General features: G+C 41.7%; 17 protein-coding genes. 8 read left to right on the top strand and 9 right to left on the bottom strand.

All coding sequences use genetic code 11. The features are described from left to right. Positions 1–22: 22 nt before the first annotated feature. Entirely contained in the window at positions 23–1,420 is a 1,398-nt protein-coding gene (locus tag EWE74_RS06955) for a RagB/SusD family nutrient uptake outer membrane protein (protein ID WP_165384660.1), read from the top strand. A gap of 61 nt (positions 1,421–1,481) precedes the next feature. Here the strand turns inward: EWE74_RS06955 and EWE74_RS06950 are convergent, their stop codons facing one another. The 3 genes from EWE74_RS06950 to EWE74_RS06940 form a co-directional block, all read right to left on the bottom strand. Beyond that, the gene (locus tag EWE74_RS06950; RefSeq protein ID WP_130140759.1) at positions 1,482–1,847 is read right to left on the bottom strand and encodes a hypothetical protein; all 366 of its coding nucleotides are present in this window, start codon (positions 1,845–1,847) and stop codon (positions 1,482–1,484) included. 148 nt (positions 1,848–1,995) lie between these two features. Continuing rightward, complete coding sequence (locus tag EWE74_RS06945; RefSeq protein ID WP_130140758.1) at positions 1,996–2,625, bottom strand: MauE/DoxX family redox-associated membrane protein; 630 nt, start codon at positions 2,623–2,625, stop codon at positions 1,996–1,998. 140 nt (positions 2,626–2,765) lie between these two features. After that, positions 2,766–3,338, bottom strand: a complete 573-nt coding sequence (locus tag EWE74_RS06940; protein ID WP_130140757.1) for a Crp/Fnr family transcriptional regulator — start codon at positions 3,336–3,338, stop codon at positions 2,766–2,768. A gap of 366 nt (positions 3,339–3,704) precedes the next feature. Between EWE74_RS06940 and EWE74_RS06935 the strand changes: the two genes are divergently transcribed. The 4 genes from EWE74_RS06935 to EWE74_RS06920 all read left to right on the top strand — a co-directional run bounded on the left by EWE74_RS06935 (position 3,705) and on the right by EWE74_RS06920 (position 5,945). Then, entirely contained in the window at positions 3,705–4,124 is a 420-nt protein-coding gene (locus EWE74_RS06935) for a barstar family protein (protein WP_130140756.1), read from the top strand. Positions 4,125–4,157: 33 nt separating this feature from the next. Continuing rightward, on the top strand, positions 4,158–4,721 hold the full coding sequence (locus EWE74_RS06930) for a hypothetical protein (protein ID WP_130140755.1): 564 nt from the start codon (positions 4,158–4,160) through the stop codon (positions 4,719–4,721). Continuing rightward, positions 4,718–5,188: a hypothetical protein gene (locus EWE74_RS06925; protein ID WP_130140754.1), complete on the top strand. Its 471-nt coding sequence runs from the start codon at positions 4,718–4,720 to the stop codon at positions 5,186–5,188. Before EWE74_RS06930 ends, EWE74_RS06925 begins: the two co-directional genes overlap by 4 nt. A gap of 121 nt (positions 5,189–5,309) precedes the next feature. Further along, positions 5,310–5,945, top strand: coding sequence for a hypothetical protein (locus EWE74_RS06920; protein ID WP_130140753.1), 636 nt, complete (start codon positions 5,310–5,312; stop codon positions 5,943–5,945). A gap of 189 nt (positions 5,946–6,134) precedes the next feature. Here EWE74_RS06920 and EWE74_RS06915 read toward each other — a convergent pair whose 3' ends face one another. Next, entirely contained in the window at positions 6,135–6,569 is a 435-nt protein-coding gene (locus tag EWE74_RS06915; RefSeq protein ID WP_130140752.1) for a carboxymuconolactone decarboxylase family protein, read from the bottom strand. A 43-nt stretch (positions 6,570–6,612) separates the two neighbouring features. Next, the gene (locus EWE74_RS06910) at positions 6,613–6,816 is read right to left on the bottom strand and encodes a helix-turn-helix transcriptional regulator (protein ID WP_130140751.1); all 204 of its coding nucleotides are present in this window, start codon (positions 6,814–6,816) and stop codon (positions 6,613–6,615) included. A 271-nt stretch (positions 6,817–7,087) separates the two neighbouring features. Between EWE74_RS06910 and EWE74_RS06905 the strand changes: the two genes are divergently transcribed. Further along, positions 7,088–7,927 (top strand): SDR family NAD(P)-dependent oxidoreductase, encoded by an 840-nt coding sequence (locus EWE74_RS06905; RefSeq protein WP_130140750.1) that lies wholly within the window; start codon positions 7,088–7,090, stop codon positions 7,925–7,927. Between the two features lie 54 nt (positions 7,928–7,981). Beyond that, on the top strand, positions 7,982–8,896 hold the full coding sequence (locus tag EWE74_RS06900) for a helix-turn-helix domain-containing protein (RefSeq protein ID WP_130140749.1): 915 nt from the start codon (positions 7,982–7,984) through the stop codon (positions 8,894–8,896). Between the two features lie 13 nt (positions 8,897–8,909). Here EWE74_RS06900 and EWE74_RS06895 read toward each other — a convergent pair whose 3' ends face one another. Further along, positions 8,910–10,124: a SecDF P1 head subdomain-containing protein gene (locus tag EWE74_RS06895; RefSeq protein WP_130140748.1), complete on the bottom strand. Its 1,215-nt coding sequence runs from the start codon at positions 10,122–10,124 to the stop codon at positions 8,910–8,912. 112 nt (positions 10,125–10,236) lie between these two features. On the opposite strand from EWE74_RS06895, the gene EWE74_RS06890 reads away from it, so the two are divergent. After that, the gene (locus EWE74_RS06890) at positions 10,237–10,776 is read left to right on the top strand and encodes a hypothetical protein (protein WP_130140747.1); all 540 of its coding nucleotides are present in this window, start codon (positions 10,237–10,239) and stop codon (positions 10,774–10,776) included. 10 nt (positions 10,777–10,786) lie between these two features. Here the strand turns inward: EWE74_RS06890 and EWE74_RS06885 are convergent, their stop codons facing one another. The 3 genes from EWE74_RS06885 to hxlB all read right to left on the bottom strand — a co-directional run bounded on the left by EWE74_RS06885 (position 10,787) and on the right by hxlB (position 12,959). Then, on the bottom strand, positions 10,787–11,662 hold the full coding sequence (locus tag EWE74_RS06885; protein ID WP_130140746.1) for a helix-turn-helix domain-containing protein: 876 nt from the start codon (positions 11,660–11,662) through the stop codon (positions 10,787–10,789). Between the two features lie 73 nt (positions 11,663–11,735). Further along, the gene (gene hxlA / locus EWE74_RS06880) at positions 11,736–12,365 is read right to left on the bottom strand and encodes a 3-hexulose-6-phosphate synthase (RefSeq protein WP_130140745.1); all 630 of its coding nucleotides are present in this window, start codon (positions 12,363–12,365) and stop codon (positions 11,736–11,738) included. 27 nt (positions 12,366–12,392) lie between these two features. After that, the gene (hxlB, locus tag EWE74_RS06875) at positions 12,393–12,959 is read right to left on the bottom strand and encodes a 6-phospho-3-hexuloisomerase (RefSeq protein WP_130140744.1); all 567 of its coding nucleotides are present in this window, start codon (positions 12,957–12,959) and stop codon (positions 12,393–12,395) included. Positions 12,960–13,069 lie beyond the last annotated feature (110 nt).

Raw genomic sequence — 13,069 nt, 5'->3', positions numbered from 1 at the left:
CGTTATGAGAAATTGTATACTAATGAGGAAGTCAACTCCGTCATGTTTATGGTTGATTCTTTTCATCTCTTTGAACATGTCTTGTGGAAAGAACTTTTTAGAAGTGAAATCCGATCGTAGCTTCACGACACCATCTAAAATATCAGATTTTCAAGCGTTGATGGATAATATGATCTTGATGAATTATGGGGCGCCTAACGAAATGCTGCTGATCGGAGGGGAAGAATTTTATATTACGTCAGAAATCTGGATGGGATTTCCTGCCGCATATAACGGTCTACCGCAAAAGAATGCCTATTTGTGGGCTGAGGATATATATGAGCGGGAGAAAGGTGTCGATTGGAATAAAGCCTACGAACGGATATTATATTGCAATCTTGTTTTGGACGGACTGTCGAATATGTCGCCTGAGCAACAGGAACAATCAGAATTCGATGAGGTAAAAGGGATAGCTCATTTTCATCGGGCATGGAACTACTATGTGTTGGCGCAAGCGTTCTGTAAACCTTATGAAGAATCTTCGTCTGTTTTTGACTTAGGTTTGCCCCTACGGATAGAACCTGATGTTACGCTGACGCTACCACGATCTTCTCTTCGCGATCTGTATGGTTTAATTATTCAAGATTTAGAAGAAAGTAAGGAATTGCTATCAAGCCGACCGCTTGTTAAATTGCGTCCTTCAAAAGGTGCTGCACTAGCGATGCTATCCAAGGTAATGATGACAATGGGACGATACGAGGAAGCGCGCAGCTACGGCTATCTGTCGCTCGAAGAACAGGATAGTCTTGTAGACTTTAATACGCTGGATGCGGAAGAAATATTCCCTTTTAGTTTTGATCATGGGGAAAGTAATCCTGAGATTATTTTTTATACGATAACAAATTTTATCAGCATTATGGACGATAGGAGAATGCATATCAATGATGAATTGCTGCATCTGTACGCTGAGGACGACTTGCGCCCTGCTTTATATTTTATGGAAGGGAGTGCTGGGAATTTACATTTTAAGGATATAAATGCCGCGACATGGGCCTACTTTTGCGGTCTTTCCACGCCTGAGGTGATACTCTTGGTGGCGGAAGCTGAAGTGAGACTAAACAATATCCAAACGGGGCTAAATTTGATCGATAAGCTATTAGCACATCGTTACAAAGAAGGAAATATCCCGATTTATACAGAAAATTTAGTTAAGAAGGCTATTTTGGAAATGCTTTTTGAAGAGAGAAGGAGAGAGCTAGCATTCCGTGGAGTTAGATGGGAAGATTTACGAAGATTAAATAAAGAACAAGATTTTCAGAAGACGTTGTCGAGAGAGATAGATGCTCAAACGCATATATTGACGCCCAATAGCCCTCGTTATGTCTTACCAATACCTGATGTCGTTATAGAACTTAGCGGGATAGAACAGAATAAGCGATAAAATAATTCCCCGAAATAACTGGAAAATCTGCTATTTCGGGGAATCATTCTGGGTTGCAGGATTAATTTCTGCTTCTAGCAAAATTTCCCGGTTCTGCTCCGGCATCTTCAGCATCCTCTAATGTTAAGTCCTCAATAGGTGTAGAAGAACTGAAATTCTCCATATCTAAGAAAACTTGACATGGGGCACTTGTATTTGTTAGTGAACAATCTACAGAATTTGGTGGAGTATCTCCGGTTTTAATGCCCAATTGTAGATTTTCGGGAGTTTCTGGATTGGGATGAGAAGAATCAATAATTTCAACTTCATACCATCCGCTTAACGCGGGATCTAACTTCTCCCATAACTTAAAAGAAGATAAACCTGCAATAAACATCATCGCTAAGGCGGCTAAAATATTTTTTTTGATGAATCCTTTAGTATTCATGTTGTGGCCTTTTTTTACCCGATCGATACATTTATCGGGCTTTGCTCAAAAAAAGTTTACCTCAAAAAACTCTATATTAATTTGGTTGTTGGCTGTACCTATGCTTTTGCGAGGCGGTACAGCCACTTTTTAACCTCGATGGCATTTTTTACGGACACACCACGAACGTATAATTTAGGTTTAAACGTACCGGCCTACCCGGGAATACAGCGAATCTCCTCGGAAATCTTTTGCCTATGACCACTAATATATCGTTGAGTGGGACTGAAATTAACAGGATGAATGGGTGAAAAGATGATTGCTGTTCTTCATGTTTTGATCCACTCCTACCGGTTGGGGTATGGCTGCTTACTAGATGGTACCCTACGATAGACAGACCTAGCAAAACGATATTAATAACTAGATGCCACTCCCAGCTTATTCCACTGAATACCGAGGCACAGCCGCAGGGACGTTGCGCATAGAAACCCGCTACACCTAGGCCGATATACACCGTGAACGCTAGCATCAGTAAAGCGGAAAGCAAAAAGGGGAGGGTTGATAGGATACGACCGAAGCGTTTGGTTGCAGGAAGCAGGAAAAGTAGGCTTAAAACGAGCTCGCTGGCCGGCAACAACCAGTAAAGCACATCCGCCCAGGAATCGGGAAACGGTTGGCGCAACAACGAGGCACGGAAAGCACGGAGTTCCCATAATTTATCCAGTGCAACGTACAACCAGAAAACCAGTAGGAATGTCCGGATGCTGTATAAGATAATATGCCTGGTGATAAACTTCATGCTGCCAAATTACAGCACGATGTCGTGTGGTCATTATGCAGAACTACGTAAAGAGCCCGAATTAATTCGCCTACTTACTGAATTAATTCATAAACTACATGAATTAATTCGGGATAAATAGAGTTTTATCCTCGTTTTTCTTATTTGTTGGCTTGGTACCAGCGAAGGCTCATATTTAGGTACTGCGCTTTTTGTTTGTCTGGCAAAAGCATATTATGCAATCGATACTCTTGCTGGAAATCCTGGATTCGACTTTTACCACCCGTCGTTTTCAACCAACAGATGTGGTCGGTTAGTTTTGAAAACTCGGTCTGTAGGAAGTGACCGAGGTATGGTGTAAACTGCGGGTTCTCCCGTTGAAATTGATATAGTTCTTTAACGCTGATCTCCATGACCTGACTATTGGCTGTAAAAATAATATCGAGATCACTCCTGTGTGGTTTAAGCACGCTGGGTGTGTGCATCATTAGCTCTTCTTCTTTCCACATCCAAACAAGCCGGCGGTTGTCATCACCATATTCATAGGCAACGGCAGCGCCCTCGCAGATATAGGCGATGCGGTTGGGAATTTCTCCCTTGGCAATAAAAATGTCTTTGGCTTCGTAGGCACGTTGCTTCACTAATGGATGAAGAGCTCTCACTAATTTCTCATCCGGGCGCGTGTGTCTAGATAGTAGGTTCATCATCGTTTGGTAGACTTTGGTTTGTTCCATAATAACTGATTTAATCATTTTTTCAATTTCTCAATCGCATAACGAGGCGTAATCTTCTAAAATTTTTATAAACGACCAAAAAAAATCGTGAAACGGTCCTTTAGGGGGGGTGAAAGTGCCCTGTAGACCCATGAATGTTTTTCAGTAGTCCTGTCGGCAAGCTGGTAAAATTTTTATAGACGGCCAAAAAAATCTACGAACAGTAGGTTTTTGTGTGTTTCGGCCTCGGGATTAAAGGATGAATGGAGGTGTTTTAGCAGTTTTACCCCCGTTCGGCGGAAAGTTAAAAACCCGAACAGGGCGATTTCTGCCATTTCAGCTATCGACCTAAAAATATTTCGTAAGTTTATCGATAAGTAGATAGAAATGAATACTAACAACAATAAGACGATATTGACAATTTATCTGGACGGGTCTACCATCACCTCCATTCCTTCGTTCTATAAACAAATCAATGAACAATTGATGCAGGAAGAAGATTGGCAATTGGGAGAAAGCTTGGACGCACTTGATGATGTATTATATGGGGGATATGGCAAGTGGAAGAATTACGATCTGTTGGAAATTGTTTGGAAAGATATTGCGGTTTCGGAAAGAGCTTTGGGCATAGAAGCCACCAAGGCGTATTATGAGGCAAAACCGGGTGCAGGTAGCGCGTACAATCAGGATTTTGTTAAGGAAAAACTGAAGCAATTGGAAGAAGGGACGGGACAGACATATTTTGAAATGGTAATGGAAATTATCGAGAGTCATCGCGATAGGGTTAGCCTGACGAAAAAATCATAATATTTCGTAAGTTTGCCGTCATTTCGAAGGTGGATGAAAAAAAAGAAACTTCTTAGATTTATCGTTATTCTCTTGATCTTTTTTGTACAGTTTTTCGTACTGGCAAGTATGTTTGAAGAGTCAGGCAACAGCGGAATTGCTATTCCGGCGATCTTACTCCTAACGCTGTTTTTGTTGATCGGGGCATACCAGCTAAAAAGCCTCCACCATACCAAGTTGAATTTTGAAAAAGTAGGAGTGGTGGTATGGATACCTATTTCGGCATTGATCACCTATTGGCTGAACAACGCTGTAGGCTGGGGGCCTGTGCTTTCGCTTGGTGTGGTCGGTACCATTGGCTCCTATTTGTATTTGCTGGATCGGAAATCCAGTTATCTGAAAGAAATTCCGCCGCCGATTTATTGCGGAGCCTTCATCGGCATGAGTTCTTTGCATGTGGGGAGTATTTATGTCATTATTCTGCTTGCGGGACTGTTTACGGCCGCCATGTATGTGCTGACGCGATCTGTACTGGTGGGCGTCGGAGGCAAATTGGGAACATTAGCTTTTATCGGCTTTTTGTTTAGTGTATTACTGGTAAACTGGTTATTGAAATGATGGTAGTCAGTTACACGATATGCACGTTCGCGGCTTTGTTCGGAACGTTTGTGACCTATGGCGTGAATATCAAGGCGAAACAAGGGCCAGTTCGTGCTTCGGCCTTGGTGGCTTTGGCTACAGGTTTGTTTTTTTATGTTTTTCAAGATGTCTTACCGACATTTTACGTAACCAATATCCCGATGTATATCGTGGGCGGAAGCTTTATCGGGATGGTCACCTCCACGACGCACATCAATCGGTACTCGCTCGCATTTTCGGCATGTGTATATGCTTTTCTGCTGTGGTTTGCCGCGCGGAGATTTGACGGTTTTGGCGGAAGTTTAGGCTTGCTCGCCTGCGTATCACTGATGTGTACCATGGCATTGCCGATGCTGACGCAAAAAAAGAAAGTGACATACGGCTACCGCATTATTCGATTCATGATCATCAAAAACCGTCGGCGTAAAAACCAGCGGATTTTCTAAAAAGAAAATAAACAACTGCATGGTCCATCACCAGAGGGTGCAGAAAGATTTCTAAATTTTCATAAATTTGTAGCGGTTGGTGGTCGCTAACCGTTTTTGCATTAAACTATTTAATGAGATTATGAAAAAATATTTGCTAAAGCTCTGTTTGGCTTGTCTATTTGCTGTGGTGGTTATTGGCTGCAAGAAGAAGGAAAAGGACCCTGAAATTAAATTTTATAAGGTAGGCGATCTGTATTCGGAACGTGGAGAAGAGGCGTTGGTTTATAAAGTGGTAACGCTTAGTGGCGGCATGTATGCTATGGCGGTTTCGCTGGATGAGGCCGAGCTACCTTGGTCATTGGAGGCTGTAAAAACGAATGCAAATGATTTAGACAATGGAATGAAAAATCAGGAAGCTATACAGGCTATCCAGGGCTGGAAAGAAAAGTACCCAGCTTTTAAATGGTGTGCCGATAAAAATAAGAATGGATCGGGAGGCTGGTATTTTGCTTCGCCGGGAGAAATGAACGAGATGTTTCTAACCGAGCTGGAGTATGAAGGTGAAATGTTACGACTGGGCTATTACTTGACAAAGATCGGCGCAACTGGGTTCGCGGAGTCTGATGAACATGGTTTATCGCCGTATTGGAGTTCCATGGAGACGAGTTCGTTGGGGGTAGCGGCTTCTGCGAATACCTCCAAATACAGTGGGCAGGGGTACGATAAAAACACGGTACACAAAGTAAGAGCAATCAAGTATATAAGGATATATTGAAAACAAAAAGATTGAGTCCGCGGTTTTTGGAGTTTTTTATTTTCCGGTATGGCGGGATTGTGCTTTTCGTCATGGTACACGCGCAAGCCTAACTTGACTTATACTTACTAATGTGCTTATTGCAGAAAAGCGTCCTGCAAGATGAAACTAAATAAATAGTAAAGGTGACATGGTCATGGTCTTTAATTCTTACACTGTCTTCCTTGTGCTGATGGCGATTCTATTCCACGCGTTGATCGTGACTACAGCCATGATGATCTGCGCAATGTACTGCTGGTCAAACAGTTTTTCAGCTGCTGCGTAAGTTGCATCCGTTAATCCGTGCTGGCTGATCAGCGTGACTTCTTCGGTGATGGCTAAGATTGCTCTTTCTTCTTTGGTGAATAATGTCGCCTCTTTCCATGCATTGAGTAAAAAAATGCGTTGTGCCGTTTCACCCTGCTTTAAGGCGTCCTTCGTATGCATATCGATGCAAAAAGCACAGCCGTTGATCTGCGACGCTCGTATCTTGATCAGTTCTATATGTGTTTTGGAGAGTTGTGAATTTTGTATAAAATTCTCTAAAGCAAACATTGCTTTATAGCCATTCGGCTCCACTTGCTGCATATCGAATCTGTTTTCCATATAATCGTGGTTTTATGTTTGAAATTTAATGATGCTTACGAAGTTAGTCTCTATTTTTATCAATTACACCTACTTCTGTACCGAACAATGCTAATACATCATTTACTTTATCTAATCGAAGTGTTTTCTTCCCTTGTTCAAGATCACGAACAAAGCGTAAACCAACACCAGCATTTAATGCGAGATCTTCTTGTGTAAGCTTTAATTCCTTTCGCTTTTGTTTCACAAATATTCTTAATGAATCCATATCTATACCTTTTCTGATATAAATATAGATAAAATTTTAAATTTATACCACTTTGGGTATAAAATAATACTATTATTGAATATTATACCCGTTAGGGCTTATTGTCCGCCTCTTTCCAGCGTTAAGATACTACGAACGAAATCAGATATTAATAATCTACAACGCGCAACATCCACGATTTGACTACGTCAATCATTGATTTAGCTACGTCCATCCGTTTGGATACAACCAACTTTGTCCTATTGTTTTAACGTAATATAAAATGAAGAAAATGGAAACAAGAAAAGTATGGTTGGTTACCGGAGCTTCAAAAGGTCTGGGACATACATTGGTGAAAAAACTTTTACAAAACAACTATGCGGTTGTCGCTACATCACGGCGCGTTGCATCGCTTATCGAAGAGATTGGAGATACATCGGAGATCTTTCTTCCAATAGAAGTAAATGTAACGGATGACCATGATGTAAAGAAGGCTATCGAAAAAGGTGTCGCACATTTCGGCAAAATTGATGTGGTCGTAAACAATGCGGGCTACGGACAGATAGGCACATTAGAAGAGCTGAGCGATGACGAGGCAAGAGAAAATTTTGATGTCAATGTGTTTGGCTCATTGAATGTGATCAGAAATGTAATGCCGTATTTACGTCAGCAGAAATCAGGTGCAATTTTCAATATTTCATCGGTAGGTGGTCTTTTTGGAGGTTTTGCTGGATGGGGTATTTACTGTGCTACCAAATTTGCGGTTGCAGGTTTTACTGAAGCATTAGCGGAAGAGGTAAAAGCATTTGGGGTGAGCGCGACGGTTGTTTATCCGGGGTATTTCCGTACGGATTTTCTGTCGAACGGTTCTGTAAAAACACCAGTTTCACCTATTCAGGAGTATGAAGCTGCTCGTCAGTCCGAAAAAACACACCTGAATAGTATCAGCGGCAATCAGCCGAACGATCCGGAGAAAGCTGCAGATGTATTGATCGCTATCAGCAAAGAAGCTACACCGCCGGTTCATTTATTATTGGGCACCGATGCCTACGACATGGCGAAAAATAAGGCGAATTTGCTAAATAAAGATATCGAACAATGGAAAAGTTACACGCTGTCCACCGCTTTCTAATGATGCCGCAGTAAAAAATAAGATGATACAAAGAAAATAAGTAAATTAGCTATTATGGAAAACACATTCCGCTTTAATTCTATTGCAGAATTTCACAAGTTTTGCAGTTTGCCGAATCCTGAACATCCGTTGATCAGCTTGATTGATTACAGCAAGGTTGCTTATCCGATCAATGATAGCCAGATGAAATGGATTCAGGATTTTTATTCGGTGGGGTTAAAGCGGAATGTCAATGCGAAGTTCAATTACGGACAACAACAATATGATTTTGATTCGGGTGTATTGACATTTATTGCACCACTTCAGTTTCTGAAAATAGAAATCGACCCGGATGCTGTGGTAGAACCTACAGGCTGGCTTTTGCTCATTCACCCTGATTTTCTTTGGAACACGCCCTTGGCAAAAAAGATAAAATCCTTTGACTTCTTCCGGTATTCGGTAAACGAGGCACTTTTTCTCTCGGATAAGGAAGAGAAAATCATGGTAGATATCTTGTTGAAAATGGAGCAGGAATATCAGTCGAATATAGACAAATTCAGCCAAGAACTCATTGTAGCACAACTGGAATTGTTGCTGATTTATGCGGAACGTTTTTATGAACGCCAGTTTTTAACCCGAAAAAAATCAAGTTACGAATTGTTGGACCGTTTTGAAAGCGTACTTTCTGACCTTTTTCAAAAAGACAATGTGCTGGAAAACGGTATGCCAACGGTCACGCTCATAGCGGAACAGCTGAACATTTCTTCCAACTATTTAGGAACGCTGTTGCGATTGCATACGCAACAGACCACGCAACAGCATATTCAGAACAAGCTCATAGATTACGCCAAAGAACAACTGAGCACAACAAACCTGTCTATTAGTGAAATCGCTTATGGACTGGGCTTTGAACATCCGCAATCGTTCAGTAAACTATTTAAAGCAAAAACGGAGCAGACCCCCTTGGCGTTTCGTAAATCGTTTAACTAGTGAACTGCCGATCTTATCTATTATTCAGGCGTGTAGCAATATTTTGGACTTCCTCTACTGTGAAGTTGCCTGAAATCTGCAAACTTCCTCCAGGAATCTCTTCTTGAATCCGCGGTATAGAAAGGACGGTCTTATTAACCACTATAGCCATATGCTGACCGATATGGTTTCCTGTAAAAGTAGCCAGTTTTTCTTTCCCTTCTGCTGTAAGATTAACCGTGACAACAGGTCTGCCATCGGGTGTAAACTCATGTTTAGCTATTTCGATATCTTTTAACGAGAGAACAGCATCATCTTCCAGATGTGTATTGGCATAGTTATCCCGGTCCACTTCTTTCACCCAATAGAAACCATCAGGTTTATCGGTCGGAAAAGGCGCTTCGGTATTGACAATGTTTTCTGCATCTGGAGACCATAGTTCCAGGGAGCCTTCACATACCGTGTAGAAAATCGGAGATTTGGCAACGGACGACGATGCCGACGGTTGATCATTGCTTTTTTGAAGTGGTAATTTGTGATATTCGGTCTGGGTTTCCTCATCTGTATAGGAATGTTCCTGATAAGCTATTAACGCTTCATATTGTGCTTTCCATTGGAGGATCTCGTCCCATTCGGTATCTTCTTCTTTTTTCTTGTATCCGTCCTCACCGCCATAGTTAGAGAGTTTGAGTACGTTACCTTCGAGCCGTCCCACAAAATCCTGATGTACTCTGTCCACCTTGTTATAAACCAGTACAAAATCATTGTGTGCCGCTGTGTTGGCAAAATGAAATGTTTGGAAGATGGCCGAGTCTTCGGGTTGACTCATCAGGGTAATATGTTCTACGGGCTGCGTGCGGTTTGTGCTGTAAGGGTAGTTAAAGCAATTCGCGTCCGCATTGAAAACCCGATAGATAGAATCTTGATCAAACTTCGCAAAGGTTTCCCCTTCTTCAAACCCCATAAATTGATAGCGGGATTGCTTCCCCTCGATTTGTGGATTTTGGGTGCCATAGACTTCAAATAAATCACGCTTGTCCGGATAAAACAGCATTTCGTTGCCTTGAAATTGGTACCGGCCAAATACGGCTGTAGCGTATCCATAAAGTAGAAATTGACCGTCTTCAAAAAGGCAAACGCCGTCATTATGGCCATAACGGCCTATATAGTGTTTTTCTTTGGTCTGACCGTGTAAAATACCCAATTGGACGGAAAGGTAGCAGAGTAACGTTAAGCCTATCTGTTTCATACGTGATAAATATATTTCGGCAATATATAATTTTTTATTCGTACCATAGGATTTTCGAAAATAATCATAGTTTTGTCATCAAGTTATTATACACAACATAGAGATAAAAAGAATGAAAAATAGACTGGTAATTGTTACGCTATTTATAGGCATGATCGCCGTAATATCCTCCTGCAACAGACCGAGCGCAGACGAGTTCTTTCAGCGTACGGTATTAAATACAAATATTTTACACGATTTTGCGCAGGAGTCTTTCACAAGAACATTGACGTCCACCATCGTGAAAAGTGAAAATTTGCCAGCCGATCCGAAACAAAACAATCAAGCGCAACAAATAGTGGAAGCAAAAATCGCCTATGTGGAGCAAACGATCGGCCGTATAAAAGATATGACGCCTCCTGATGAGGATGCTGGAGCCATCAAAGGCAAGTCGATTGATCTTTTTTACTATGTTCTTCCTGTTTATAAAAAGGAATATATGGACATGGCTAAGCGTTGCGATAATAACGAAGATGTGGAAACCATTGAACAGCTAGCGCTCGCCATCGAAGAGGACTATGCCGAAGGGTTTGATAACTTGTACCTTGAAGTACTGGAATTGGGGAAGGCTTATGCAGAGAAACATAACCTGAACGTGAAATTCGGGAACTAGCACCGTGAAGCTATGTGTTATACATTTTCGTCAATTGTTCTTGGAGATGCGACGGCGTTTCATCAAGCTTTGCTCGGACAAATTTATTGAGGGCTGCTGGTGAATTAAATCCGAGTTCGAATGCGATTTCTTTATGCGAGTAGCTGGATAGTAGAAGCAACTGCTTGATCTCGTTCATAATTCGGGCATGAATGGTTTCAATAGCGGTTAATCCAGCTAGTTTTTTGGTTGTGGCGTTTAGCTTTTTGGGGGATATACGTAACTGTTCGGCGTACCAATTTACCGTACGCTTGGTTTTGTAATGTCGTTCCAAAAGCTGGAGAAATTTAGCGTAATCGTTTGTATGCCCATTGGTGTGTGCCGTCTTATCTACTTCGGAGTGTACAAACTCGACCAACTTTAGTAATAGAATCTTGATGTAGAAACGTGCTTGTTCTTTCTTGACGGAAGTCAAATCGCGATATAGCTCTTCAATTTGGGATAGCAAGGTTTGTACTTGGATGGTCTCTGCTTTTGGAAGCGCGATATGATTGAGCTTAACAGAGATGTTATGGTTGTAGATACTCAATTCATTTTTAAGGATATCCGAACAGAATAATACCTCGTCGAACAAGATCATTTTACCCGCAAAGCTGTCCGTGACCTGTTCCTTCGAAGAGAGCTGGCCTGGAAATATCACACTTATGCTATCCGCCGCCATGTCGTAATAGCGATCTTCTACTTGCATTTTTATTTTTCCTTTTTGGATAAATAATAGGCAAAAGTGATCTTTTGTGTGCGGCTTTCTATATGGTGCTAGTGCCGCTTTGTCCAAATCAAAGATGTGAAAGGGCGTGATGGCCCTTTCTGAATGGTGTTGTATATCTTTTAAATGATGAGTAACCATATGTTCAATTACGAGAAGATAATCTGCGCTATATTAGTATATAGTATCCATAAAAGCAACTACCGTCGTTTTTTTAAGCATATATGGCTTCCCTGAGGGCTTTTGCAGCAGCAGCAGGATCTTCAGCGCCATATATCGCACCGCCTGCAACGGCTACGGTGGCTCCGGCAGCAACGACATCTTTAATAGTGTCGATATTGACACCGCCAGCTACTGAAAAAGGTACTTGCGCCTCTTTACCTTCGCTGATTAAGGTTTGTACAGAATAGCCTGGAAGAGCTTGTTCGTCCAAACCGGCATGTAGTTCCACGAATTCAACACCAAAGGCTGTAACTTCGCGAGCCCGCTGCACACGATCCTTAACACCGATGGTGTCTACGACTACTTTCTTACCTGCTTTTTTTGCTGCTTCAACAGCACCTTTCACGGTGGCATCATCAACGGCTCCCATTACGGTCACAAGATCAGCTCCGGCCTGAAAGGCCATTTCTGCTTCCAAAGCACCGGTGTCTGCTGTCTTTAGATCTGCAAATACCAATTTGTCTGGATGCGCAGATTTCATGGCAGTCACGACTTTCAATCCTTCTGCTTTGATTAAGGGGGTACCGAGTTCAATGATGTCTACATACGGTGCAACTTTGTCTGCTAATGCTAAAGCGGCTTCCGTCGTTAATAAATCGATGGCTACTTGTAATTTTGTCATGATAAAATATGAAATAAATGTTGTTTTTTATTCGAGATTGGCATGTTTTGGCCATAAGTCTTCTTTTGTAAGTCCGGATGATTGCCACATGGTCATAAAGAGGGCGTCTAAAGCCAATAATACCGATTGTTCAAAAAGGCTCCCGGCATATTGTTGTGAGTTCGTTAAACCAAAATCGGTTTTTAATGCGGCTCGAATCGGCAGTATATTGTCTGCGAGGGTTGCTATTTTGCTTTTTTCATCTGCTGTGATGGCGACAATTTTTGCTCCTTGTTTCTTCGCCTTTTCTGTTGCGGAAACGAGCGTAGATGTGGTGCCGGAACCGGAGCCAACGATCAGTAAATCATTTTCTAATATCGCCGGTGTGGTGGTCTCACCGACTACATACACTTGAAAGCCCAAATGCATAAAACGCATGGCGCCCATCTTTAAAGCTAGTCCTGTACGACCGGCACCGGCAAAGAAGATGGCGTTTGCGTTTTTAATTCGCTCTTCGATGGCTATAAATGTCCCGTTGTCTAAGAAGCGGATTATCTCCTGATTTTCCTGTAAAATCTGAAGTAAGCTCGTTATGTAGTTATTCTTTTTTTCCATGTTAGCATGTAATGGATCCTGTATTATCTCATTGCATGCTACAAAATTAAATCACGAAAGGGCTTCCGTATTATCAAAACAATACGATCTGTTATACATTTGCGACCTCA

The sequence above is a fragment of the Sphingobacterium corticibacterium genome (genome assembly GCF_004208525.1).
Classification (GTDB): domain Bacteria; phylum Bacteroidota; class Bacteroidia; order Sphingobacteriales; family Sphingobacteriaceae; genus Sphingobacterium; species Sphingobacterium corticibacterium.
The sequence above is the reverse complement of the archived record's forward strand: the minus strand, read 5'-3'. Positions and strand labels throughout refer to the sequence as shown.

Excerpts from the sequence above, each read along its gene's own strand:
- EWE74_RS06940 (WP_130140757.1), bottom strand. The coding sequence starts at position 3,338 with ATGGAACAAACCAAAGTCTACCAAACGATGATGAACCTACTATCTAGA.
- EWE74_RS06935 (WP_130140756.1), top strand. The coding sequence starts at position 3,705 with ATGAATACTAACAACAATAAGACGATATTGACAATTTATCTGGACGGG.
- EWE74_RS06950 (WP_130140759.1), bottom strand. The coding sequence starts at position 1,847 with ATGAATACTAAAGGATTCATCAAAAAAAATATTTTAGCCGCCTTAGCG.
- EWE74_RS06945 (WP_130140758.1), bottom strand. The coding sequence starts at position 2,625 with ATGAAGTTTATCACCAGGCATATTATCTTATACAGCATCCGGACATTC.
- EWE74_RS06905 (WP_130140750.1), top strand. The coding sequence starts at position 7,088 with ATGGAAACAAGAAAAGTATGGTTGGTTACCGGAGCTTCAAAAGGTCTG.
- hxlA (WP_130140745.1), bottom strand. The coding sequence starts at position 12,365 with ATGACAAAATTACAAGTAGCCATCGATTTATTAACGACGGAAGCCGCT.
- EWE74_RS06925 (WP_130140754.1), top strand. The coding sequence starts at position 4,718 with ATGATGGTAGTCAGTTACACGATATGCACGTTCGCGGCTTTGTTCGGA.
- EWE74_RS06890 (WP_130140747.1), top strand. The coding sequence starts at position 10,237 with ATGAAAAATAGACTGGTAATTGTTACGCTATTTATAGGCATGATCGCC.
- EWE74_RS06930 (WP_130140755.1), top strand. The coding sequence starts at position 4,158 with ATGAAAAAAAAGAAACTTCTTAGATTTATCGTTATTCTCTTGATCTTT.
- EWE74_RS06900 (WP_130140749.1), top strand. The coding sequence starts at position 7,982 with ATGGAAAACACATTCCGCTTTAATTCTATTGCAGAATTTCACAAGTTT.
- EWE74_RS06895 (WP_130140748.1), bottom strand. The coding sequence starts at position 10,124 with ATGAAACAGATAGGCTTAACGTTACTCTGCTACCTTTCCGTCCAATTG.
- EWE74_RS06910 (WP_130140751.1), bottom strand. The coding sequence starts at position 6,816 with ATGGATTCATTAAGAATATTTGTGAAACAAAAGCGAAAGGAATTAAAG.
- EWE74_RS06915 (WP_130140752.1), bottom strand. The coding sequence starts at position 6,569 with ATGGAAAACAGATTCGATATGCAGCAAGTGGAGCCGAATGGCTATAAA.
- EWE74_RS06920 (WP_130140753.1), top strand. The coding sequence starts at position 5,310 with ATGAAAAAATATTTGCTAAAGCTCTGTTTGGCTTGTCTATTTGCTGTG.
- EWE74_RS06885 (WP_130140746.1), bottom strand. The coding sequence starts at position 11,662 with ATGGTTACTCATCATTTAAAAGATATACAACACCATTCAGAAAGGGCC.
- EWE74_RS06955 (WP_165384660.1), top strand. The coding sequence starts at position 23 with ATGAGGAAGTCAACTCCGTCATGTTTATGGTTGATTCTTTTCATCTCT.
- hxlB (WP_130140744.1), bottom strand. The coding sequence starts at position 12,959 with ATGGAAAAAAAGAATAACTACATAACGAGCTTACTTCAGATTTTACAG.